The sequence below is a fragment of the Agrobacterium sp. SUL3 genome (assembly GCF_001263295.1).
Classification (GTDB): domain Bacteria; phylum Pseudomonadota; class Alphaproteobacteria; order Rhizobiales; family Rhizobiaceae; genus Agrobacterium; species Agrobacterium tomkonis.
The window spans coordinates 154,580-175,999 of the sequence record NZ_KQ414509.1 but is presented as its reverse complement, the minus strand read 5'-3'; the positions used below and the strand labels follow the sequence as shown (position 1 = coordinate 175,999).

Genomic DNA, 21,420 nt, shown 5'->3' with positions numbered 1-21,420 from the left:
TTCGGAACTGATAGCGTTGCAAAAAACAAATGGGCTTGCGCAATGAGACACGATACGCGCCTTTCAAGGGTGCTGCATATTCTGATCCATATGGAAAAACACGAGAGAGCGGCGACCTCCGAAAGCATCGCGGCCATGCTGCAGACCAATCCTGTCGTGGTGCGCAGAACCATGGCGGGCCTGCGGGAGCATGGTTATGTCTCATCGGAAAAGGGCCATGGCGGCGGTTGGGTGCTGGCGCGACCGCTCAGCGAGATCACGCTGCTTGATATTTACCGGGCGCTCGGCGCACCGGAGCTGTTTTCCATTGGTCTGGCGGGCGACAATCCCAACTGCGTTATCGAACAGGCGGTCAATGAGGCCCTTTTTGATGCCATGAAAGAGGCTGAGAACATCCTCCTGTCCCGCTTTGGAAGCATAACGCTTGCAGCGCTGGCGAAAGAATCGATCGCCCGCTGGTCCAAAGTGTCCAATAACCCCTCGGCGATGGAACAGCTCTAAAGGCGAAAAGACGCTGATTGCATCCATGAAAAAACCGCCTGCCCGAAGGCAGACGGTTTTACCATTTCAGTCAGCCCATTACGGCTGGGTCTGAGTGCCACCCGTATTCGGGCTTGCCGGGGCCGTGTTGTTTGCCGGCGGTGTTGCCGGTGCAGTCGGCGCCATGGGTGCCGGTGCCTGATCCGTGACCGCGGGCGGCGTGGTGGACGATGTCGTGGCCGGATCGGTGGTCGGGCCGCTCATCTGCGACCAGGCGAAAACGCCCACCAGCACGACGACGATGATCGCCAGCCACGGTACCCAGGACGACGAGGTCCGGGCAGGAGGCTCATTGCTGATATTCAGTTCCGGACGAAGATCGCGGTCCGGGCGCGGGTTGTTGGGATCGAATGTCATGGTATTTCTCCTCTTCACTCTGCGGAGAAAACGGTGTTCACGCGATTTTGTTCCGATTCATCCCTGCGCCTTCAGAACGGGCGGCTACCAGCCGCCTCCCGGAGTGCATCCGCCAGCACCGTCATGGTCTGCGGGCTGCCCATTTGCGATACGTTGAAACGCATGAAACTGGATGCGTTCTGCGAGGAGCTGAAGACATTGCCGGGTGCCAACACCACCTGCTGCGCAAGCGCGCGGCGCGCCACATCGCTCGCATCCACCCCGTTCGGCAGGCGGCACCATAAAAACATGCCCGCCTGCGGCTCGATCCAGGGCACGCATCCAATCGACTTCAGACGTGCCGCCGCCTCCGGCATCACCGCCGCAAGGCGCAGTCGAAGCGCCTCGACATGTTTGCGGTAACTGCCATCCGTCAAAAGCGACAGCACCAGCGCCGCTGAAAAATGCGCGCCGCCGAAAGCTGTAGCAATCTTGAGGTCAGTCAGCGCTTCCACCCATGCCACAGGTGCTGCAATGAAACCGCACCGCACCGAAGCAGACAGGGTTTTTGAAAAGCTGCCGATCTGGACAACACGGTCAAGACCATCGAAAGCAGCCAGCCGTGGTGCCGCCTGTGTTTCGAAATCGGCAAAAATATCATCTTCGATGATGGTCAGTCCCGCCTGTTCGGCCAGCATCAGCAGCCGATGGGCGGTAACGGCGGAAAGTCTGGCGCCTGTCGGATTATGGATCGCGGAATTGGTAATATAAAGACGCGGCTGGTGTTCTTTCAGCGCCTGCTCGAACATCGGCAGGTCCGGCCCGGTTGGAGTGTAAGGCACGCCGATGACCTTGACGCGGTGTGCGCGAAGCAGGGCATGGAAATTGAAATAACAGGGGTCGTCGACAATCACCGCATCCCCCGGCTGCAGCAGGAAGCGGCAGAGAAGGTCGATTGCCTGCGTGCCGGAATCAGTGAGCATAATCTGGCTGGCACCCGCCTGTACCCCATGTTCGGCAAGCCTGCGCGACAGAAGCTGGCGAAGTTGCAGCAACCCCATGGGGCTCGCATAATCCGTCAGCAGGGCAGCATCCGCACGGGCAAGCCCCCGCATTGCCCGCCGCAACGCTTCTTCCGGCATCCACGATGCGGGAAGCCAGCCGCAACCGGGCTTGGCAAGGACCGAGGCCTCATCCAGCGCCTGCCGCGACACCCACAAGGGATCCACCGCCCTGTCCAGCCGCGGCTCAATATCCGCCAGAGATAACGGCGCAAGCGGGCCCGCTACAAAAAACCCGGAGCCCGGACGCGAAACTATCGTGCCATCCGCCACCAGACGGTCATAGGCTTCAACAACGGTGGAGGTGGAAACCTGCATCGTCTTTGCCAGCGCCCGCACCGAAGGCAAACGCGCGCCCGGCACAAGGCTGCGCGAGACGATGCGCTGGCGGATGCTCGCCATTACTCTCTCTATGCGTGTTCCGGGCTGCATGCCTGTTCGGGGCGCCATGCGCGTGACGGGAACAACCTGCTCGTTCAAATCGCTCTCCATCCGTACTGGGCCATCAACCATAACAGTTTATTGAAATTGTATATGACTGTTGCTGTTCCTGCCAGCCGTTCCGGATCAAGAAAGCAAAATGCAGGAGATGACAATGGACAAGACGACAAGCGGCTGGCTGAACGGCCTTATCGGCGTAGTGATATTCAGCGGTTCGCTGCCCGCGACGCGCATTGCGGTGACGGATTTCGATCCGGTGTTCCTGACCGTTGCCCGGGCCAGCATTGCCGGCATTCTGGCGCTCGGCCTGCTGTTGCTGTTCCAGCAAAAACGCCCGGCACGGAACGATATGACATCGCTTTTCATCGTCTCGTTGGGCGTGGTGGTGGGCTTTCCACTTTTGACGGCGCTGGCACTGCGTCACGTGACATCGGCGCATTCCATCGTGTTCGTCGGGCTCTTGCCGCTCGCAACCGCGGTCTTCGCCGTGTTGCGGGGTGGCGAACGTCCCCGCCCCGCCTTCTGGCTGTTTTCCTGCCTGGGCAGTGCTCTCGTTGCAGGTTTTTCACTGTCGAATTCACTTTCAGCCGGAGTGGGGGCTTCGCTTGACGGCGATCTCCTGATGCTGGGCGCGATCATCGTCTGTGGGCTGGGTTATGCGGAGGGTGCCGCACTGTCGCGTAAGCTGGGCGGCTGGCAGGTTATCTCCTGGGCCCTCGTTCTTTCGCTGCCAGTGATGTTGCCGCTTGCCTTTTTCACCGGACCGGAAACGCTTGCCGGCATCGATCCGCAGGCCTGGGGCGGCCTTGCCTATGTGTCTCTGTTCAGCATGTTGATCGGCTTCATCTTCTGGTATCGCGGGCTGGCGCTCGGCGGCATTGCCGCTGTAGGCCAATTGCAATTGCTGCAGCCATTCTTCGGGCTGGTGCTTGCAGCAACCCTGCTACATGAAGAGGTGAGCCCTGCCATGATCGGAGTTACGCTTGTCGTGGTGCTTTGCGTTGCCGGGGCCAGAAAATTCGCGCGCTGACACCCGCCCGGATCAGCTTGAACGGCGGTCGATCCAGCGATGCCATGCGTCCTCGCTGCCATTAAAGACATTGAGATCGATACGGCCGTCGACACCGTGCGAGAGGCCGGAGCCGGAATATTGCCAGAACAGCCACTTGCGACCGGGATAGACCACGGACGGATGCTGGGCGACCGCGCGCAGCCAGAAGGGATAATCCTGGAATTCGCCGGTGAGATTGTCCTTGTAAAAATCAGGTGCGGTATAAATAATCGGACGCTGTCCGTAGTGGCGCTCGAGCTTGTTCATGAAGACGCGCATCTTTTCCAGAACGCGCTCGCGGGAAAGACGCATCTTGCAGCTGGATTCGCCATTATATTCCACGTCGATCACCGGCGGCAGCGCATCGGGATCGCGCGGGACGTTGCGAATGAACCAGTCCGCCTGCTCGCCGGCGTTGCGGCACCAATAAAAGAAGTGATAGGCGCCGCGGCGGATACCCGCTTCCTTCGCGCGCTGCCAGTTGGTGCGGAACATCGGATCAAGGTGATCGCCGCCATCCGTCGCCTTGATGAAGGCGAAATTGGCGCCGCGGGTGCGCAGCTGTGGCCAATTTATATTTGCCTGCCAGCGGGATACATCCACGCCGTGAACCTGAAAATGGCGCGGCTGAACGCGGCCGAAATTGATTGGCTTGGCATCGCTGAAACTGGAGCGGAAAATACGCGAGCGGATTTGTGCGCCGGCGCCCGCTGCCGGGGCGGCCGCCATCGCCAATTGCACCGGACGCTCCATTTCGCGAACCATCGGGCGCTCCGCCGGCCGCACCATTCCCGCCTGCGAAGGCGCGGGTAAACCGATTTCAGGCGCATTCTGAAGCAGGGATGCTTTTGGAGTGACAGCGGAAAAGGCTTTTGGCTCTTCAGGCACCGGCCCACCCCATGCCAGCACTTCCTGCCGTGGCTGGGCGGCGATGGCCTGCGTGCCGACACTTGCCTGCGGCACGGGTGCCGATGGCGTGACCGAACTCGTCGTCTCCTTCGAGGGCAAGCCAGCCACCAGGCTTTCCGGCCCGGAACTGGTGCAGCCACCTAACAAAAGGCAACCGAAGAAAAGTGCTGGCACAGCCGATGATCGCATGAGAACCCGTACGCAAAACAAATCGGGGGCGCTCTGACGCCGCCCGGAGACCTCGAAATACAATTGCTAACGGAAGATTATCAAAAAAGACTGAATCTTATCTTTACGCCGGCACCTGCCAATGCGCCTGTCATTTCTGGCAGACAAAATACTTCGAGTTCTCACAGGGCGGCGAGGATCAGGCCGTCATGGTGGTCAGATCAACGGTATCGGCACCGGGAGAGTTTTTCTTGATCGACTCGATCGCATGGACCGCCGAGGCCTTGGCCTTGTATCCTTCCGACGAAAACATCGTTTCACCGTTGGATGCCTTGAAGCGAAAACGATATTCGCCAGCCTTATCCTGATAAATCTCAAATTTATACATGTTCTTCACGTCTCCTTGCTGATGATGGCGAAACGACCACAACTTGATCGCCTGGTCACGTTAACAACGAAAATAATCCGCTTAAATGAGTCGCACCCAGGCACGTGCAATTTCCAGACCGGCGGCATCAGCCATAGCTGCGCGCGCGCCGCGGTGGTCGTTGTATTTTTCCAGCCAGCCGGGCGCCATTTTTTCGACCGACGCCGGGAAGGCCTCGCACCAGCTGTCCACGACGGCGGTGGATGCTTCGAAATGGAACTGGGTGCCATAAACCGCCCGACCTAGACGGAAGGCCTGATTTCGCGTTGCTTCATTGGTTGCCAGCCGTATCGCGCCCGGCGGAAGCGTAAACGTATCGCGGTGCCATTGAAAAATCGGGAATATGTCATCCAGCCCGGCCAATAGTGGATCGGATACGCCGTCCTCCGTCAGCGATACATCTTCCCAACCGAATTCAGGCGGGCCGGAGAGAATATTCTCTCCCCCATAGGCGCGCGCCAGCAGCTGGCTGCCAAGGCACACGCCCATCACGGCCTTATCGGCATCACCAAAGGCTTTCATCAAATGCGCAAGGTCTGGAAGATAGGGATAAAGTGCGTCATCGAGGGCATTCTGCTCACCACCCAGAACGATGAGCGCATCATGCTCACCCGCACTGACGGGAAGAGGCTCGCCCGCATAGGCGCGGATAATGTGCGTTTCCACACCTGCCTCGTCCAGTGCGACGCCGAGTTGTCCGTGCGGCGTGCCCGCCATGTTTTCGATAATTACAACGCGCATGCGGCCTCTCGATGATCGCGGAAAACCCAATCAGCGCAGTTGCCGATCAAATCCAAGCTTCACCACGAGAAAAACGGATTTTCAAGAGGCATAAAACGACGGCGGGGCGATGCCAGGCCAGCCCCGCCGGTAATCCTTAAAATTCCCGGGACATCTTTGCGTCGACGGAATGCCGGTTGCCGCCACGAACGGCGAAAAACAGGAAGATGGCCGCCCAGAGAATCGATTTTTCTGCGCCACCCAGACCTTCCGCCTTTACGATGCCGTGAAAATAGACCGTCACCAAAAGGACGATCATCGCCGCGAAGGAGGCAGGCCGCGTGAAGAGACCGATCGCCACCAGAATACCGCCGAAAAACTCTGTGGCGGCCAGAAGCGGCGACCAGAACACGCCGGGATAAAAGCCAAGGCTTTCCACCATGCCGACCGCACCGAAAGGGTTGGCGATCTTGCCAAAACCATGGGTGACAAGAAGAACACCCGCCGCAACGCGCAGAATGGTCTCCACCAGATCATGTGTCGCATTATAAAGCGGAGCGACAGCAGGAACGAAAAGACGCTGACGGTTATTGTCGAACTGGGCCATAGGATCTCCACGTTTCAGCCTTCGATGGCTTATCTGTTCGCAAAGCTCCGTGATAAGAACAAGAACGCGCCGGGTAAAAACATGAGTGTTATAGTTAACATTATCGTGACCGGACTTTGAAGGAGACCTGATCATGACCGACACCAAGCCGCGCATAACCATTCGCTATTGCACGCAATGCAACTGGCTGCTGCGCGCGGGCTGGATGGCACAGGAGATATTGCAAACCTTCGCTTCTGATGTCGGCGAAGTCAGCCTCATCCCCTCAACCGGCGGTCTGTTCGAGATCACCGTAGACGGCACCATCATATGGGAACGCAAACGCGATGGCGGTTTTCCCGGCCCAAAAGAGCTCAAACAGAGAATCCGCGATATCATCGATCCGGACCGCGACCTCGGCCATGTGGACAGAACGAAGCATGACGGGCTCGACACCTGACCCGGCGACATGTTTCAACAGCCTCCAACCAAGTTTTTTCCCTTTAAAATCAATGATCGTCATAAAAGTTCAAAAAGTCTGTTGACACCGGGCGGCTGCCCTCGTACATCGCTCTCCGTCGCCCAGATGGCGGAATTGGTAGACGCGCCAGCTTCAGGTGCTGGTACTCGAAAGGGTGTGGAGGTTCGAGTCCTCTTCTGGGCACCATTCCATTTTTGATCTTAGCCAGATCAATGACTTAGACGAAAAAACAGCAACATGCAGGCCTCCCGCGAAACGCAGGAGAGCATGTTGTTTTTTTTCGATCTGATGAAACTCCTGGCTACCGTTTTCCCAAAAAAATGATTGCCGCCTGCGGGAACGCAGCATTTGTCACGTCGACAAAAAAACCTGCCGTTTCCTCATGCAAAATCATTATATGTGAATGCTCATTTGGCTTTGCCGAGCTTACGGCTGAGAATCCTTGTCGCCGCTGTTTTGCGAATGTTGTTCGCAATTCGGCGTACAGGAAAGCACGGTTCGTTCCGTCTGGCGGAAAACGCGAACCGTATTGCCTTCATCGATGGAGACGAGAATGCGCTCGTCGACGATCGGATTTCCATCGGAATCAAGAAGCACGAGATTTGTCGTTCCGAAACTGCGGCCGGTCAGCACAATGGTCGTGGCATCGGCGACCGTGGCATCGGCAACTTTCGAATTACCAACAATAACCTTGCTGACAGGACGATCGAGACGGAGAACACGGGCGTGGTTCATCGAAACGCGCAATATGTCTTCCTGGGCGAAAACAGATTGCGACGAGCCTCCCATAATGACGGACAAGCCGACCACAATTTTCGCCAGTTTTCCGGATGACACGCGTTTTGCCCTTGTTCATTACCCGCACTTTACTGCGTCGCAGAATGCGCGGTTTTAGTGAATGAAGCGTTAAATGGCGAAAATGCATGGCGCGGGCGGTAACCATGCGCGGCTGAAGTCATTTTCCGCCTTCGCCGGCCCGCATCAAAATTGAACATATATGTCCCATTGAGGGAGCAGGTTTCCAAAAATGGGAAATCCCTTGCGGCGGAATATATTTGTTTATCAGCAAATATAAAAATATGCACAATACTTTTTGTCTTTGTTTACCAAGAGAAACTCATCATGCCATTTACTTTGGATTAAGGATTTTTTTTAAGTGGTTGGAAATCGCTCGGCTGTAGTTTGAGCCCAACCGAACAACGGAAAACAGTTGTCGGCGTGCTGAACCAAACAAGAGTTAGGAGATACTCATGACCAAGATTTTCGCTCGTTTTCTCAAGGACGAATCCGGCGCCACGGCAATTGAATACGGCCTGATCGCCGCGCTTATTTCCGTTGCTATCATCGGTGGTGCGTCGGCCGTTGGCACGAAGCTCAATGCTTTCTTCACCGCCCTTGCTGATAGAATCAACGCCAATAAGCCTGCCACAACGAACGGTTAAGCTTTACCGAATGAAAATGCACACGCCGCCCTTGAGGCGGCGTGTCTTTTTATCGATACCTTCTATAAAATAGCTGCTCTGAAAAGCAGCAGGAGGAGACAGTCGTGGTAGTCGCTGCAATTTTCCTGATATTGCCTTTTTGCCTCGCTTTTGCTGCTCTGAATGATCTTTTCAGTATGACGATACCAAACAGGATAACACTCTTCCTGCTATTGTCCTTTTTGACCGTAGCCCCATTTTGCGGCATGGACTGGCATACTTTTGCTATGAGCCTCGCGGCGGCCGGCATGGTATTTTTTGCCTGTTTTGCACTTTTCGCCACCAACGTCATGGGTGGAGGAGATGCCAAGCTGCTAACCGCCGCTTCCGTATGGTACGGCTTCAACATTTCCCTCGTAGAATTTCTGCTCGCAGTAACCTTTCTCGGGGGTATCTTGACCTTAGGGATCCTGCTTTTGCGCTCGCGCTCGCAGGAGATTATGGCCGTCGGCATTCCCATCCCAGATTCCCTGATGGTGGCAAAGAAAATCCCCTACGGAATCGGCATCGCTGCTGCGGGACTGTTAACCTATGGCGAAGCACCACTTGTAAAAGCCGCTATCGCCAGTCTTTCCTGAACAAGTTACAGCGCTGACGGATTAAAGACCCGTTAACCACAAATCCAAGCACAATATTAACTATAATTATACCAATCACACGCCATCCTGAGGGGAGAACAACCTGATTCCCTCAAGGATCGAGCATGAAACCGTCGCGTATCGTCATTTTATCCGTTGCCTTGGTCGCTGCCGGTCTTGCCGGTCTCGTCGCCATGCAGATTTCCGGCGCAAAGCAGGTCATCGAAAAAGCGGAAACGATCATCCAGAAGGAGCCGACGGTCAATGTTCTCGTTTCCTCGGTCAATTTGCCCGTCGGTAGCCGCCTGAACGATAGTTCGATGCGCTGGACACCGTGGCCGCAGGGCAATGTCGTCGATAACTTCATAACCGAAACGAAAAATCCGAACGCGATCACCGAACTCACCGGTGCCGTCGTGCGGTTGCCCCTGTTCGAAGGCGAACCGGTGCGACCGGAAAAGGTCGTCGATTCCAGCACCCGCATCATGTCTTCACTTCTGCCGGCAGGCAAACGCGCCGTCGCCACGGAAATTTCCGTCTCCACCGGCGCCGGCGGTTTCGTGCTGCCGAATGACCGGGTCGATGTCATCATGGTTCGCAAGGGCGATAACGGCAATTTCCTGACCGAGAACGTTTTGAACAATGTCCGGGTTCTAGCAATCGACCAACAGATCAAGGAAGGCGAAGACGGTATCTCCGCCGTCGTCGGTGCGACTGCAACTCTGGAGCTGACCCCAGAACAGGCAAAAATCATAACGGTGGCGCAGCAGATGGCGGATCGCCTCACCCTTGCGTTGCGCTCGATCGCCGACGCGCAGGAAAACGATACGCTTTCAGCGGGTTACCTTCTGAACGGCGGCTCCGGTCAACCGGAAATCCAGGTGATCAAATCCGGGTCGATCGTCAAAGGCAGTCAAGGAGCATCACAATGACCGGGGGGTTCATGGCAAAGCGTGTTAAAAAACACCTGCGTTCATCGATGCTGGGCGGACTTGCATTCTGCGTGGCATTTTCAGGTATTCCAGGCCCGCATTCGCCTGAATTTATGCGCCTTGGCGAAGCCGTGGCACAAAGTGCGAGTATCGTTCGGATCACCGAGAGCGGATCTGGCATCCGCAAACGTCTGAAGCTCGGCCTCAACAAGGCATTGGTGATTGATCTGCCTGAGGATGCGCACGACATTCTCGTTGCGGACCCCAGCCTTGCCGATGCCGTCACCCGCACCTCCAGACGAATTTACCTCTTCGGAAAAACGGTGGGGCAAACCAATATTTTCATTTTCGGTGAGGGCGGTCGCGAGATCGTCAGCCTCGATCTTGAAGTAGAGCGCGACATCTCCGGCCTCGAGGCAAATATCCGCCGTTTTATTCCCGAGTCGGATATCAAGGTGGAAATCGTTTCGGACAACATCGTTCTCACCGGCTCTGTGCGCACGCCGCAGGATTCTGCGCGTGCCGTGCAGCTCGCCGACGCGTTTCTTAAGGGTGGGGAAGCCACCACCCGCAACATCTCGCTCACCGGCGGCGACAATGGCGGGGATGCAGCGATTTTTGCGGAAAGACGCCAAGTATCGCAAATCGTCAACATGTTGACGATCGAGGGCGAGGATCAGGTAACGCTGAAGGTGACTGTCGCCGAAGTCAGCCGGCAGGTGCTGAAACAACTCGGCTTCAATGGCTCCATCGGCAGTTCGACAAGCAGTAACGGCTTTGAGTTCTCAAATCCGTCCAACCTCGGGAATGCAATCAGCACTGCGTCTAAAATAGCCAGCGGTTCGATCGGTTCCGGCTCGCTGAACTTTGCCTCCTATCTCAATGCCATGGAGCAGGCGGGCGTCGTTCGCACTCTTGCAGAACCTAGTCTTACCGCCATCTCCGGCGAACAGGCCAAGTTCTATGTGGGGGGAGATTTCCGGATCGCCGGAACCCAGGAAGTTACGCTCGACAAAGATACAAATACTCCGACCATCACCCGCGAAACGGAAACAGTCGACTACGGTATCACCTTGAATTTCAAACCAGTGGTGCTTTCACCGGGAAGAATAAGTCTCAAAATCGAGACCAATGTCTCCGAGCCGACCTATGAAGGCAACGTGGTAACGGGCAACTATGGGCGGAACATTCCCGGCTCGACCTATATGTCAGTCCGCAAGCGCGAAACCTCCACAACAGTCGAACTTCCGTCCGGCGGATCGATCGTGATCGCAGGTCTTGTTCAGGACAATGTCCGCCAGGCCATGTCGGGACTGCCGGGCATGTCGAAAATCCCGATTTTCGGCACGCTTTTCCGCAGCAAGGACTTTATCCGCAACGAAACGGAACTGGTCATCATCGCGACGCCCTATCTGGTACGGCCCGTTGCGCGCAACCAGATCGCCCGGCCGGATGACAACTTCAACCCGGAAAACGATGCCGCCATGTATTTCATGAACCGCGTCAACAAGGTCTATGGCCGCAAAGACCAGGTCCAGGCAGCGCCCTATCAGGGATCAGTGGGGTTCATCTACAAATGACGACACGCGCGCGAAATCTCCTCTTCAGAGCAAGCCCGGTCAGGGCAGGAAACGTCATGCCGGAAATAACCTCCTCTTCCTTCCTCAGACGGGCCGGTCTCATCTCCATGGTTGCGCTCGCCGCCGGCCTGCTGCAAGGCTGCGCGCGCGATCCGCTTACGACCAATGCCATTCCCGATGATTATCGCACACGCCATCCGATCACCCTGTCGGAAGCGGAGCACTCGCTGGATATTCCGGTTTCGGCGGGCGACAGCCGGTTGACCACCGCGGTGGCGGATAACGTGCGTGGTTTCGCCCAGAATTATGCGTCCATGTCGACCGGTATCATCAATATTCAGACGCCGTCGGGATCGGTCAATTCGGCAGCGGCCTCAAGAGTGGCGAAGCAGATCCGCTCGACGCTTTCCGGCGCCGGTGTACCCTCGGGCAAAATCATGGAAACACGTTATTCGGCATCCCCCAATGGCGATGCTGCACCCATCCGCCTGAGTTACGTTGCCGTCACCGCAATGACCGGGCAATGCGGCCAGTGGCCCGAAGACCTTTCGGACAATACCTTCGCCAACAAGAACTGGTACAATTTTGGATGCGCTTCGCAGAGCAATCTCGCCGCGCAGGTTGCCAATCCCATGGATCTGGTCGGCCCGCGGGGCATGAGTCCGATCGATGCCGAGCGTCGCGCGGTGGTCATTGACGCCTATCGCGGCAAGAGCACGACGGCGACGACGGACTGATGCGGTTCCACCATTTGTTACGGCAGGATAGACGATGAGCGCTGTAGAATACGACATCAAATCAAACGGCGGCACAGACGCCGAAGCGCCCGTTCGCGTCGGGGATATGGATCGCCTGCGGCCCCTGCCCCGCATTTCCGTCCATGCCTTCTGTGTCAGCGACAATATGCAGGGCGTCATGGACGCATTGTCCGGCGACAGGCGCATGAGCAAGGTGACCCTTCGGGTGACCAAGGGGGACATCAACGCGGCAGCCACGATGTTTTCCGCGTCGCCCACGCCCAATCTCATCATTCTGGAGACGGCAAGCGCACCCGCTTCGCTGCTGGATGATCTCGCCCCCCTGGCAGAGGTTTGCGACCCCACCACTCGCGTCATCATCATCGGCCGACACAATGACATAACGCTTTATCGCGATCTCATCCGTAACGGCATTTCCGAATATCTTGTCGCCCCGGTCAGCATGGCCGATCTGCTAGCCTCGATCGCGACGATCTTCGTCGATCCGGAGGCGGAGCCGCTCGGCCGTAACATTGCCTTCATCGGCGCAAAAGGCGGGGTGGGCTCCTCGACAATCGCGCATAATTGCGCCTTCGGCATATCCACGCTGTTTTCCACCGAAACCATCTTGGCCGACATGGACCTCGCCTATGGCACGGCCAATATCGATTTCGATCAGGATCCTGCCCAGGGCATGGCTGAAGCCGTGTTTTCACCGGAACGGCTGGACGAGGTGTTTCTCGACCGCCTTTTGACGAAATGCTCCGACCATCTGTCGCTTCTGGCAGCACCGTCGCTTCTCGACAGGACCTATGATCTCGATCGTCAGGCTTTTCTGCCGATTCTCGAGGTTCTGCAGCGCAGCGCCCCTGTCGCAGTCCTCGACCTTCCCCACCAATGGTGCGACTGGACGCGAGCAGTCCTTGCGGAAGCCGACGAAGTGGTGATTACGGCCGTTCCTGACCTCGCAAATCTGCGCAACACGAAGAACCTGTTCGACGCTCTGTTAAAACTGCGACCCAATGACAAGTTGCCACACCTCATTCTCAATCAGGTGGGCGTGCCGAAACGGCCGGAGATCGCCCCGGCAGATTTCCTCGAGCCACTGGAAATCGAGCCCATCGCAATCATCCCATTCGATACCCAGCTGTTCGGCAATGCCGCCAATAGCGGGCGCATGATCAGCGAGATGGATGAAAAATCCCAGATCGCGGAAACCTTTTCGCAGATCGCCCATACGATTACAGGACGCACCGTGCTGCGCAAAAGCAGACGCGGCGGCCTGGACAAACTCAAGAATATTCTCAAGCGCAAATAGGGTTTACCTCTGCGCCTTTAGACGGAAACGCCGATGTTCGGAAAACGCGGGTCTGAAGGCCCAGCCAGAAGCACAAAGCCGGATTTGGCCGCAGCTGTACCCATGCAGGCAGCGGTGACAGCCGAGCCTCGGCCTCTTACGATCGACACGCTTGAACCCGGCCAGTCGCCCGCAACACGGCAGGTCAACGCGGCATCGCAGTCGCCGCAGAAAAAACGTGCGCGCACGGAAGATTATTACAATACCAAGAGCCAGGTTTTCTCAGCGCTTATCGATACAATCGACCTTTCGCAGCTCGCCAAGCTCGACGCGGAGAGCGCACGTGAGGAAATTCGCGATATCGTCAACGATATCATCACGATCAAGAATTTCGCCATGTCGATTGCCGAGCAGGAAGAACTGCTCGAAGACATTTGCAATGACGTTCTCGGTTACGGCCCGCTGGAGCCGCTTCTCGCCCGCGACGATATTGCCGATATCATGGTCAACGGATCCGGCCAGACCTTCATCGAAGTCGGCGGCAAGACCATTGAATCCGACATCCGCTTTCGTGACAATGGCCAGTTGCTGTCCATCTGCCAGCGTATCGTCAGCCAGGTCGGCCGGCGTGTAGATGAATCGAGCCCAATATGCGACGCCCGCCTGCCGGATGGATCGCGTGTCAACGTCATTGCGCCACCGCTCGCCATCGACGGGCCGGCGCTGACGATCCGAAAATTCAAGAAGGACAAGCTGACGCTTGACCAGCTGGTGCGCTTCGGCGCAATCACGCCCGAAGGCGCGACCTTGCTCAAGATCATCGGCCGCGTTCGCTGCAACGTCGTCATCTCCGGCGGTACCGGCTCGGGCAAGACCACGCTTCTCAATTGCCTGACGAGCTTTATCGACAGGGACGAACGTGTCATCACCTGTGAGGACACCGCCGAACTGCAATTGCAGCAGCCGCATGTGGTGCGCCTGGAAACCCGCCCGCCGAACATCGAAGGTGAAGGCGAGATCACCATGCGCGATCTGGTCAAGAACTGCCTTCGTATGCGCCCAGAACGCATCATCGTCGGCGAAGTGCGCGGACCGGAGGTTTTCGACCTGCTTCAGGCCATGAATACCGGCCACGACGGCTCGATGGGGACGCTGCACGCCAACACGCCGCGCGAATGCCTCAGCCGTATCGAATCCATGATTGCCATGGGCGGCTTTACCCTGCCAGCCAAAACGGTGCGCGAAATCATTTCAGGATCGATCGATATCGTCGTTCAGGCGGCGCGCCTGCGCGACGGCTCCCGCCGGATAACGCAGATCACCGAAGTCATCGGCATGGAAGGCGACGTCATCGTTACCCAGGATTTGATGCGATACGAAATCGAAGGCGAAGATGCGAGCGGCAAGCTGATCGGCAGGCATGTATCGACCGGCATCAGCAAACCGCATTTCTGGGATCGCGCACGCTATTATGGCGAAGAAAAACGTCTGGCGGCCGCGCTCGATGAAATGGAAAAGACATCTTAAGGGAAAGCGACTGCCATGGACCCGACAATCCTGTTACTGGCCGTACTTGTCGCTATTTCGGCAGGAGCGCTGGCTTACGCCTTCCTTTTCCAGCAGATAGAGGTCGAAAAAAAGACCACCAGCCGCTTCAAGCGGGTGAAAGCCGCTGAAACGGATCACGCTAATATCAAAGCTGCGCGCGACCGTGTTCAGGAACTCGGAAAACGCCGCAAATCCATGCAGGACAGCCTGCGGGAAATGGAAAAGAAACAAAATGAAAAGGCAAAGAAAGCAAAGAACGTCAATTTGCGCGACAAGCTGATTCAGGCGGGCCTGAGGCTTTCCATCCGGCAATTCCACCTGCTGAGCGCAGGCGCAGCCGCTTTTTCCGGTGTTATAGCTTTTCTCTATGGTCTGTACCCGCTTATAGCTCTGCTTATAGGACTAGTTGCAGGGTTGGGGTTGCCGCGATGGGTATTGGCGTTTCTTCTCAAGCGACGCCAGAAAAAATTCCTCGAGGAATTCCCAAATGCCCTAGACGTCATGTGCCGGTCGATCAAATCCGGATTGCCGCTGAACGACGCTGTGCGATTGATAGCATCGGATGGCCAGGAGCCCGTGAAAACCGAATTCCAGCGGATCGTCGATGCACAGCAGGTCGGCATCAGTATTCCGCAGGGGATCGAACGCATGATGTTGACCATGCCGCTTTTCGAGGTGAGTTTCTTCGGCACCGTCATCACCATTCAGGCGCAGGCGGGTGGCAATCTTTCGGAGGCTCTGTCCAACCTTTCAAAAGTCCTGCGTGACCGCAGGAAGATGCGCGCCAAGGTGAATGCCCTATCAATGGAGGCGAAAGCCTCTGCGGTCATCATCGGCGCGCTGCCTTTTATTGTCATGATGTTGGTGCACTTCACATCGCCCGATTATCTGTCCGTGCTTTTCACTGACCTGCGTGGGCATCTCGTTCTCGGAGCATCCGGCGTCTGGATGCTGATCGGCATTTTCATCATGCGCCAAATGATCAATTTCGATATTTGAGGGCGCGGCCATGACAGGAAACCTCCTTTCCAACCTAACGGATCCGCAAACGATCATTGCCATTCTCGTCACTCTTGCGGTTTTCGCGACCCTCTACACACTCATCATGCCGTTCTTCGAACAGAAGGACTTCGCCAAGCGCATGAAAGCGGTATCGACTGAACGCGATATTATCAGGAGCCGCGAACGCGAACGGCTCGCGACAACCTCCAGAGACGGAAAAGCTTCCTTGCGCGGCAGCAATAACAAATCTGCTCGTCGCATCGTCGAAAAATTCAATCTTAAGGAAGCACTTGCGGACGCAAATACGATGAACAAGCTGCGAGCGGCGGGTTTTCGTTCACAAAATGCGCTCAACACCTTTCTTGCCGCACGATTCCTCCTACCGTTCGCTTTTCTCGCATTGGCCTTTACTTGGGTCTTTGTTCTGGGAAACCTTGCGGACAAGGCGTTTGTGGTCAGGTTGATGGCTGTACTGCTTTTCGGCTATATCGGCTTTTACGCACCAAATATCTACGTTTCCAACGCCATGAAAAAAAGGCAGAGTTCGATCAAACGCGCGTGGCCCGATGCGCTGGATTTGATGCTGATCTGTATTGAATCCGGTGTCTCGATGGAAGCCGCAATGCGCCGTGTTGCGGAAGAAGTGGGCGAGCAATCCCCCGAACTGGCAGAGGAAATGATGCTGACGACGGCGGAGCTCTCCTTTCTTCAGGACAGGCGAATCGCCCTTGAGAATTTCGGTATGCGCACACAGCTGGAAGGTGTCAAAAGCGTGGTGCAGGCACTTATCCAGGCGGAGCGCTATGGCACGCCGCTGGCTCAAGCGTTGCGTGTTCTAGCGCAGGAAGGCCGCGACGAGCGTATGAACGAGGCCGAAAAGAAAGCCGCCGCGTTGCCGCCGAAACTGACCGTACCGATGATCATATTTTTCCTGCCGGTACTCATCGCTGTCATTCTCGGGCCGGCCATCATCCGGGTCATGGACACGCTCTGATAAAGAAAAACCGCCGGCATTTTGTACGGGCGGTATATTCCGATTACGCTGGCAAAATCGTGACCCTGTTCATGCTGGCGGCCAAACCAAAAAATGTTATCAGCCTGCGGGCTTTGCGTCTTTTTTCGCCAGCTGCTGCCAGGAATTCTGCTGCGAGAGCATCGCGCGCAGATAGGTGAGATTTGCCTGCGCCTGCTGCGGTGACAATTCCTGAACCGCGATGCGCTCGGCTTCGGCGAAACGTCCCTGAAGACCCACCACAAGCGCGAGGTTCTGGCGAACGCGGCTATCAGCGCCGGGCTGCGAAATGGCGGATTGCAGATATGTTTCGGCGGTGCGGGGATCGCTCGACAGGACATAAGACATGCCGAGGTTTGAAAGCACGCTTGGATCGTTCGGCTTGAGGTCGAGCGCCTGCCGGTATCTCGAGCGCGCCTCGTTCGAGCGTCCCAGCTGGTCGAGAACGGCGCCTTCGGCGGAATAAAGCCGCCAGTCGGGTCGGTCGGGGGTCTGCGCCCTCTGTATGGTCGAAAGCGCCTGCTCCAGCTGGCCGGCAGCCGCCTGCGCCTTGCCATAAGCGGCAAGCACATCGCGATCCGCCGGATTGGCGATGGCGATCTGCTGCATGACGGCAAGTGCCTGGGTATTCTTGCCCGTCATCATCAGAACGCTGGCGTAGTTCATGCCGACCGACTTGTCCTTGGGGTTGCGTTCATAGGCCTTGCCGGCGGTCTCTTCCGCCTGCCGCAGCTGGTCCATGTTCATCGTGTCATAAGAACGGGTGGCGGCGGGAATGGAACCGGTGGACATGCGATCCGGCTTGTTGGTGCTCGCGCATCCGGACACGGCCAGAACCAGCGCTACCAGACAGGTTCCGCGCAGCAACCCGGTCCGGCCTGTTTTAGCCAAAGAAAAAGCAGTCATGGCAGCGCCCCCGCCCAAAAATGATCGACCTTGCGCCCGACATACGACAGACTCACATGACGCAACTTTCACTAAAGCAATAATCTGTTAACCCTAACAGAGCGTTAATCGCACCGATTCACGACACTGGAGCGCCGCGTCCGAGAGGACGCAAAAGGCCGCTCTGGCACTTTGAAACTGCGCATCGTTCCTGTCGAAAATCATCCCGATTTTCGGGGCCGATGCACCAACGGAAGCATACAATGGCGCCCTACCAGTTCATCGAACGCCCCACCCCTTTCAGCTCAAAGGCCGGCAACACCCTGCCGGTTTTTGCCGTCACCCCAGCCCATATCGAACAGGGCGCCATCGATCCTGTTGCTCTGGACTGGGCGAAAAAAGCGGGGTTCAAGGCGGAAGCAGGCGCCATCCTGCTCGTGCCTTCCGCGGATGGTTCGCTGGGTGGCGCGCTTCTTGGGCTTGGCGGCAATCCATCCGAAATTCCCTTCATAACCGGGAAACTTGCCCGTGAACTGCCGGAAGGCGAGTGGCACATCGAAACCGCGCCCCTGACCGCCAACCGCCTGGCGCTCGGCTTTGGCCTCGGCAGCTATCGCTTCGACAAATACAGAACCACCAAGACCAACGGGGCAAAGCTTCTCATTCCGCAAGATGCGGAAGACGGCGAGATCAAACGCATTCTGGCCGGCGTTTTCCTTGCCCGCGATCTCATCAATATACCGGCCAATGACATGGGACCGGACGAGCTTGAAATCGCCTTCCGTGCCCTTGCCGCTCACTATAAGGCAAAGGTCAGCGTCACCACCGGCGACGATCTGTTGAAGGAAAACTTCCCGCTGATCCACGCCGTTGGCCGCGCGAGCGAAAGCGCGCCGCGCCTCCTTGAGATGAACTGGGGTAAAAAGGGCAATCCACGTCTCACCCTCGTCGGCAAGGGTGTCTGCTTTGATACCGGCGGTCTTGATATCAAACCCGCTGCCTCCATGGCATTGATGAAGAAGGATATGGGCGGTGCGGCCAATGTTCTCGGCCTTGCACTGATGATCATGGATGCGAAGCTGCCTGTCGATCTTCGTGTGCTTGTACCAGCCGTCGAAAACTCCATCTCCTCCAATGCCTTCCGCCCTGGCGATATCTATAAAAGCCGTAAGGGACTGACGGTACAGATCGACAACACCGATGCGGAGGGACGTCTCGTGCTGGCGGATGCGCTGGCCTATGCCGATGAGGATGCGCCGGACCTGATGATCGACATGGCGACGCTGACGGGTGCCGCCCGCGTCGCTCTCGGCCCGGATCTGCCGCCTTTTTATACCGATGACGAAGATCTGGCCCATGACATCTCGGAAGCCAGCATCGATATCGACGACCCGCTGTGGCGGATGCCGCTCTATATGGGATATGACAAGGATATCCGCTCGCGGGCAGCCGACATCACCAACGCGCCGTCAGGCGGCATGGCCGGCTCGATCACCGCAGCCCTGTTTCTCAAGCGTTTCGTGACGAATACCAAGCGCTGGGCGCATTTCGATATTTACGGCTGGTCGCTGAGCGAGAGGCATCACTCGTCGATCGGCGGCGAGGCGCAGGGTATCCGGGCGATCTTCCATTACATCGCACATCAATTCGCGAAGTAATCACTTCCACGGGCGCTTCGACAACTGGAGCGCCCGATCTCTATCAAACAAGAACCTTCTGTTCCTTGTGGTCTTCCTCGCCGAAGAACTTCAGGTAACGTTCCACTTCGGCCGGCTCGCCCGTCGCCTTTTGCGGATTATCTGAGAGCTTGACCGCCGGCCGGCCATTGGCGTCGCTGACCTTGCAGACGATCGAGATCGGCTTGAGGCTGGCGATGGTTTTTGGCGCGCAGCCGGCAAAGTCATTGGTCAGATTGGTGCCCCAACCGAAGCTCATCCGTACCCGACCTTCGAAATGTCTGTAGGTGTCGATAATGGCGTTGACATCGAGACCGTCGGAAAAGATCAGCATCTTCTTGCGTGGGTCGCGGCCCATCTTCTGCCACCACTCGATGATCTTTTCGCCGCCCTCGATCGGTGGCGCGCTGTCTGGGCGGAAACCCGTCCAGTCCGCCACCCATTCCGGCGCATTGCGCAGAAACGCAGCCGTACCGAAAGCATCAGGCAGCACGATCAGCAGGTTGCCGCCATAAAGCCGGTTCCAGTCCTTCAGAACCTGATAGGGGGCGGCCGCCAGTTCCTCATTCGTCTGCGCAAGCGCTGCAACCACCATCGGCAATTCATGCGCATTGGTACCCACGGCTTCGAGATCGGAATCCATGGCGAGCAGGACATTGCTCGTGCCGGTGAAAGCCGGTCCAATGCCTTCCTTCAGCGCCTCGACGCACCAGCGCTGCCAAAGAAAGCTGTGGCGGCGGCGCGTGCCGAAATCGGAAATGCGCAGGCCCGGCAGTTCCCGCAGCCGTTCGACCTTTTCCCACATCTTGGCCTTCGCCCTGGCATAAAGGACATCAAGCGTGAAATAACCGAGCGAGCGCATGGCGCTGCGCGAGCGCAACTCGTTGATGATCGCCAGCGCCGGAATTTCCCAGAGCGTCGTGTCCATCCACCGGCCATGGAAGTTCAGCTCATACTGCCCGTCACGCTTGAAAAGCTCATATTCCGGCAATTGATAACTCGAAAGCCAGGAGAGGAACTCCGGCTCGAAAATCTGTGAACGACCGTAAAAGGAATTACCCGCGAGCCAGATATTTTCTTTCTTGGAGAGACGCAGGGTGCGCGCGTGATCAAGCTGCTCGCGCAGCTCCATCTCGTCGATCTCTTCGGCCAGCCGCACCGTCTTGGTACGGTTTATCAAGGAAAATGTCGCGTCGACTTCCGGATAGAGCTTCCAGATCATCTGCAACATCAAGAGCTTGTAAAAATCCGTGTCGATCAGGCTGCGAACGATCGGATCGAGCTTCCAGGTGTGATTGTGGACACGGGTCGCTATATCGGTCTTCGTCATGCTCGCATTCCCCAACATCGGCCGAGACCCGACGTCACCCCGCACCTCGGCAGGTCTCAACCTGTCATGGCAAAGACTTATCTGAAAAAGCGACAACAAGTCCAGAGCGGCGGCGGCAGAGGGCCTTAGTTTTGCTCGTGCAGCCGATTTTTCGAAAAGCGTACCGCACTTTTCGGGTGAAGGCGCTCAATCCCTTTACCTCAGAAGGTTGGCCCTTTACCTCAGAAGGTCGGGTCGACGGGATTGATGCCGGGATACCAGTCCTTTGAGACCGGATTTCTGCCCCCGAAGCTGGAAATACCGTTTTCATCCGTGCAGCGATAACCCTGAACGGGAAGTCCCCGGCTGCCGAAAACATCGCGGTAGGGGCCGCGGGAATATCCGGTAGTTCCGAGTTCGCTGTGGCAGGTATAACGGACTTTGGGCTGCAGCGTGCGCGGGTCCTTGACACCCGGCAGGTTCGCATAGGCATCGGGTGCCGGGGCAAAGCCATTCTGGTAAACGGTCTGCGCCTGTGCCGAGGCGCTCAATAGAACCGCCGTCAGGAACGCTGCCAATTTCGTCGCCGTTTTTGTCTTCATCGATGCCGGTCCCATACCATCCTTCATCCGATGTAGGCCGTTGACGACCTTCCTACAAAGG

23 protein-coding genes and 1 tRNA gene are annotated in these 21,420 nt (G+C 57.0%); 14 read left to right on the top strand and 10 right to left on the bottom strand.

Going from position 1 to position 21,420, the window contains the following annotated elements:
• Positions 1 to 42: 42 nt before the first annotated feature.
• The gene (locus AKG12_RS20105; protein ID WP_052820184.1) at positions 43 to 501 is read left to right on the top strand and encodes an Rrf2 family transcriptional regulator; all 459 of its coding nucleotides are present in this window, start codon (positions 43 to 45) and stop codon (positions 499 to 501) included.
• 78 nt (positions 502 to 579) lie between these two features.
• Here the strand turns inward: AKG12_RS20105 and AKG12_RS20100 are convergent, their stop codons facing one another.
• Positions 580 to 897, bottom strand: a complete 318-nt coding sequence (locus tag AKG12_RS20100) for a hypothetical protein (protein ID WP_046799224.1) — start codon at positions 895 to 897, stop codon at positions 580 to 582.
• Positions 898 to 968: 71 nt separating this feature from the next.
• Positions 969 to 2,387 (bottom strand): aminotransferase-like domain-containing protein, encoded by a 1,419-nt coding sequence (locus AKG12_RS20095; protein ID WP_052820235.1) that lies wholly within the window; start codon positions 2,385 to 2,387, stop codon positions 969 to 971.
• A gap of 145 nt (positions 2,388 to 2,532) precedes the next feature.
• On the opposite strand from AKG12_RS20095, the gene AKG12_RS20090 reads away from it, so the two are divergent.
• A complete protein-coding gene (locus AKG12_RS20090) occupies positions 2,533 to 3,408 on the top strand; it encodes a DMT family transporter (RefSeq protein WP_052820234.1) in 876 nt (291 codons plus the stop codon).
• A 12-nt stretch (positions 3,409 to 3,420) separates the two neighbouring features.
• On the opposite strand, the gene AKG12_RS20085 is transcribed toward AKG12_RS20090, so the two are convergent.
• The 4 genes from AKG12_RS20085 to AKG12_RS20070 form a co-directional block, all read right to left on the bottom strand.
• Positions 3,421 to 4,527, bottom strand: a complete 1,107-nt coding sequence (locus tag AKG12_RS20085; RefSeq protein ID WP_052820183.1) for a glycoside hydrolase family 25 protein — start codon at positions 4,525 to 4,527, stop codon at positions 3,421 to 3,423.
• Between the two features lie 178 nt (positions 4,528 to 4,705).
• Positions 4,706 to 4,894 (bottom strand): YegP family protein, encoded by a 189-nt coding sequence (locus AKG12_RS20080; protein WP_046799222.1) that lies wholly within the window; start codon positions 4,892 to 4,894, stop codon positions 4,706 to 4,708.
• Positions 4,895 to 4,975: 81 nt separating this feature from the next.
• Positions 4,976 to 5,674 carry a type 1 glutamine amidotransferase gene (locus tag AKG12_RS20075; RefSeq protein WP_052820182.1) on the bottom strand — a complete coding sequence of 233 codons (699 nt, stop codon included), beginning with the start codon at positions 5,672 to 5,674 and terminating at the stop codon, positions 4,976 to 4,978.
• Between the two features lie 136 nt (positions 5,675 to 5,810).
• Entirely contained in the window at positions 5,811 to 6,260 is a 450-nt protein-coding gene (locus AKG12_RS20070; protein WP_052820181.1) for a DoxX family protein, read from the bottom strand.
• A 133-nt stretch (positions 6,261 to 6,393) separates the two neighbouring features.
• On the opposite strand from AKG12_RS20070, the gene AKG12_RS20065 reads away from it, so the two are divergent.
• Both AKG12_RS20065 and AKG12_RS20060 read left to right on the top strand, forming a co-directional pair.
• Entirely contained in the window at positions 6,394 to 6,699 is a 306-nt protein-coding gene (locus AKG12_RS20065) for an Rdx family protein (RefSeq protein WP_046799220.1), read from the top strand.
• 120 nt (positions 6,700 to 6,819) lie between these two features.
• Positions 6,820 to 6,906 (top strand) — tRNA-Leu (locus tag AKG12_RS20060).
• A gap of 240 nt (positions 6,907 to 7,146) precedes the next feature.
• On the opposite strand, the gene AKG12_RS20055 is transcribed toward AKG12_RS20060, so the two are convergent.
• Positions 7,147 to 7,509, bottom strand: coding sequence for a pilus assembly protein N-terminal domain-containing protein (locus AKG12_RS20055; protein WP_046799219.1), 363 nt, complete (start codon positions 7,507 to 7,509; stop codon positions 7,147 to 7,149).
• A 461-nt stretch (positions 7,510 to 7,970) separates the two neighbouring features.
• On the opposite strand from AKG12_RS20055, the gene AKG12_RS20050 reads away from it, so the two are divergent.
• From AKG12_RS20050 to AKG12_RS20010, 9 genes are all read left to right on the top strand, one after another.
• Positions 7,971 to 8,162, top strand: a complete 192-nt coding sequence (locus AKG12_RS20050; protein WP_052820180.1) for a Flp family type IVb pilin — start codon at positions 7,971 to 7,973, stop codon at positions 8,160 to 8,162.
• A 104-nt stretch (positions 8,163 to 8,266) separates the two neighbouring features.
• Positions 8,267 to 8,779, top strand: coding sequence for an A24 family peptidase (locus AKG12_RS20045; protein WP_052820179.1), 513 nt, complete (start codon positions 8,267 to 8,269; stop codon positions 8,777 to 8,779).
• A gap of 125 nt (positions 8,780 to 8,904) precedes the next feature.
• Positions 8,905 to 9,711, top strand: coding sequence for a Flp pilus assembly protein CpaB (gene cpaB, locus AKG12_RS20040; protein ID WP_052820178.1), 807 nt, complete (start codon positions 8,905 to 8,907; stop codon positions 9,709 to 9,711).
• Entirely contained in the window at positions 9,708 to 11,291 is a 1,584-nt protein-coding gene (locus tag AKG12_RS20035) for a type II and III secretion system protein family protein (RefSeq protein WP_052820177.1), read from the top strand. Before cpaB ends, AKG12_RS20035 begins: the two co-directional genes overlap by 4 nt.
• Before the next feature lie 56 nt (positions 11,292 to 11,347).
• On the top strand, positions 11,348 to 12,028 hold the full coding sequence (locus tag AKG12_RS20030; protein ID WP_052820176.1) for a CpaD family pilus assembly protein: 681 nt from the start codon (positions 11,348 to 11,350) through the stop codon (positions 12,026 to 12,028).
• Between the two features lie 34 nt (positions 12,029 to 12,062).
• Positions 12,063 to 13,346, top strand: coding sequence for a CpaE/TadZ family protein (locus AKG12_RS20025; protein ID WP_052820175.1), 1,284 nt, complete (start codon positions 12,063 to 12,065; stop codon positions 13,344 to 13,346).
• A 33-nt stretch (positions 13,347 to 13,379) separates the two neighbouring features.
• Complete coding sequence (locus AKG12_RS20020) at positions 13,380 to 14,852, top strand: TadA family conjugal transfer-associated ATPase (protein WP_052820174.1); 1,473 nt, start codon at positions 13,380 to 13,382, stop codon at positions 14,850 to 14,852.
• 15 nt (positions 14,853 to 14,867) lie between these two features.
• Positions 14,868 to 15,872 carry a type II secretion system F family protein gene (locus AKG12_RS20015; protein WP_052820173.1) on the top strand — a complete coding sequence of 335 codons (1,005 nt, stop codon included), beginning with the start codon at positions 14,868 to 14,870 and terminating at the stop codon, positions 15,870 to 15,872.
• 10 nt (positions 15,873 to 15,882) lie between these two features.
• Positions 15,883 to 16,869, top strand: coding sequence for a type II secretion system F family protein (locus AKG12_RS20010; RefSeq protein WP_052820172.1), 987 nt, complete (start codon positions 15,883 to 15,885; stop codon positions 16,867 to 16,869).
• 99 nt (positions 16,870 to 16,968) lie between these two features.
• Here the strand turns inward: AKG12_RS20010 and AKG12_RS20005 are convergent, their stop codons facing one another.
• On the bottom strand, positions 16,969 to 17,679 hold the full coding sequence (locus tag AKG12_RS20005) for a tetratricopeptide repeat protein (protein WP_052820233.1): 711 nt from the start codon (positions 17,677 to 17,679) through the stop codon (positions 16,969 to 16,971).
• A 356-nt stretch (positions 17,680 to 18,035) separates the two neighbouring features.
• On the opposite strand from AKG12_RS20005, the gene AKG12_RS20000 reads away from it, so the two are divergent.
• On the top strand, positions 18,036 to 19,430 hold the full coding sequence (locus AKG12_RS20000; RefSeq protein WP_046799209.1) for a leucyl aminopeptidase family protein: 1,395 nt from the start codon (positions 18,036 to 18,038) through the stop codon (positions 19,428 to 19,430).
• Between the two features lie 43 nt (positions 19,431 to 19,473).
• Here AKG12_RS20000 and pncB read toward each other — a convergent pair whose 3' ends face one another.
• On the bottom strand, positions 19,474 to 20,778 hold the full coding sequence (gene pncB, locus AKG12_RS19995) for a nicotinate phosphoribosyltransferase (protein WP_046799208.1): 1,305 nt from the start codon (positions 20,776 to 20,778) through the stop codon (positions 19,474 to 19,476).
• Positions 20,779 to 20,999: 221 nt separating this feature from the next.
• Positions 21,000 to 21,359, bottom strand: a complete 360-nt coding sequence (locus AKG12_RS19990; protein WP_052820232.1) for a hypothetical protein — start codon at positions 21,357 to 21,359, stop codon at positions 21,000 to 21,002.
• Positions 21,360 to 21,420: the final 61 nt, after the last annotated feature.

Excerpts from the sequence above, each read along its gene's own strand:
- AKG12_RS20080 (WP_046799222.1), bottom strand. The coding sequence starts at position 4,894 with ATGTATAAATTTGAGATTTATCAGGATAAGGCTGGCGAATATCGTTTT.
- AKG12_RS20000 (WP_046799209.1), top strand. The coding sequence starts at position 18,036 with ATGGCGCCCTACCAGTTCATCGAACGCCCCACCCCTTTCAGCTCAAAG.
- AKG12_RS20035 (WP_052820177.1), top strand. The coding sequence starts at position 9,708 with ATGACCGGGGGGTTCATGGCAAAGCGTGTTAAAAAACACCTGCGTTCA.
- AKG12_RS20050 (WP_052820180.1), top strand. The coding sequence starts at position 7,971 with ATGACCAAGATTTTCGCTCGTTTTCTCAAGGACGAATCCGGCGCCACG.
- AKG12_RS20090 (WP_052820234.1), top strand. The coding sequence starts at position 2,533 with ATGGACAAGACGACAAGCGGCTGGCTGAACGGCCTTATCGGCGTAGTG.
- cpaB (WP_052820178.1), top strand. The coding sequence starts at position 8,905 with ATGAAACCGTCGCGTATCGTCATTTTATCCGTTGCCTTGGTCGCTGCC.
- pncB (WP_046799208.1), bottom strand. The coding sequence starts at position 20,778 with ATGACGAAGACCGATATAGCGACCCGTGTCCACAATCACACCTGGAAG.
- AKG12_RS20100 (WP_046799224.1), bottom strand. The coding sequence starts at position 897 with ATGACATTCGATCCCAACAACCCGCGCCCGGACCGCGATCTTCGTCCG.
- AKG12_RS20095 (WP_052820235.1), bottom strand. The coding sequence starts at position 2,387 with ATGGCGCCCCGAACAGGCATGCAGCCCGGAACACGCATAGAGAGAGTA.
- AKG12_RS20055 (WP_046799219.1), bottom strand. The coding sequence starts at position 7,509 with ATGGGAGGCTCGTCGCAATCTGTTTTCGCCCAGGAAGACATATTGCGC.
- AKG12_RS20005 (WP_052820233.1), bottom strand. The coding sequence starts at position 17,679 with ATGTCCACCGGTTCCATTCCCGCCGCCACCCGTTCTTATGACACGATG.
- AKG12_RS20065 (WP_046799220.1), top strand. The coding sequence starts at position 6,394 with ATGACCGACACCAAGCCGCGCATAACCATTCGCTATTGCACGCAATGC.
- AKG12_RS19990 (WP_052820232.1), bottom strand. The coding sequence starts at position 21,359 with ATGAAGACAAAAACGGCGACGAAATTGGCAGCGTTCCTGACGGCGGTT.
- AKG12_RS20105 (WP_052820184.1), top strand. The coding sequence starts at position 43 with ATGAGACACGATACGCGCCTTTCAAGGGTGCTGCATATTCTGATCCAT.
- AKG12_RS20030 (WP_052820176.1), top strand. The coding sequence starts at position 11,348 with ATGCCGGAAATAACCTCCTCTTCCTTCCTCAGACGGGCCGGTCTCATC.
- AKG12_RS20070 (WP_052820181.1), bottom strand. The coding sequence starts at position 6,260 with ATGGCCCAGTTCGACAATAACCGTCAGCGTCTTTTCGTTCCTGCTGTC.
- AKG12_RS20020 (WP_052820174.1), top strand. The coding sequence starts at position 13,380 with ATGTTCGGAAAACGCGGGTCTGAAGGCCCAGCCAGAAGCACAAAGCCG.
- AKG12_RS20075 (WP_052820182.1), bottom strand. The coding sequence starts at position 5,674 with ATGCGCGTTGTAATTATCGAAAACATGGCGGGCACGCCGCACGGACAA.
- AKG12_RS20085 (WP_052820183.1), bottom strand. The coding sequence starts at position 4,527 with ATGCGATCATCGGCTGTGCCAGCACTTTTCTTCGGTTGCCTTTTGTTA.
- AKG12_RS20015 (WP_052820173.1), top strand. The coding sequence starts at position 14,868 with ATGGACCCGACAATCCTGTTACTGGCCGTACTTGTCGCTATTTCGGCA.
- AKG12_RS20010 (WP_052820172.1), top strand. The coding sequence starts at position 15,883 with ATGACAGGAAACCTCCTTTCCAACCTAACGGATCCGCAAACGATCATT.
- AKG12_RS20025 (WP_052820175.1), top strand. The coding sequence starts at position 12,063 with ATGAGCGCTGTAGAATACGACATCAAATCAAACGGCGGCACAGACGCC.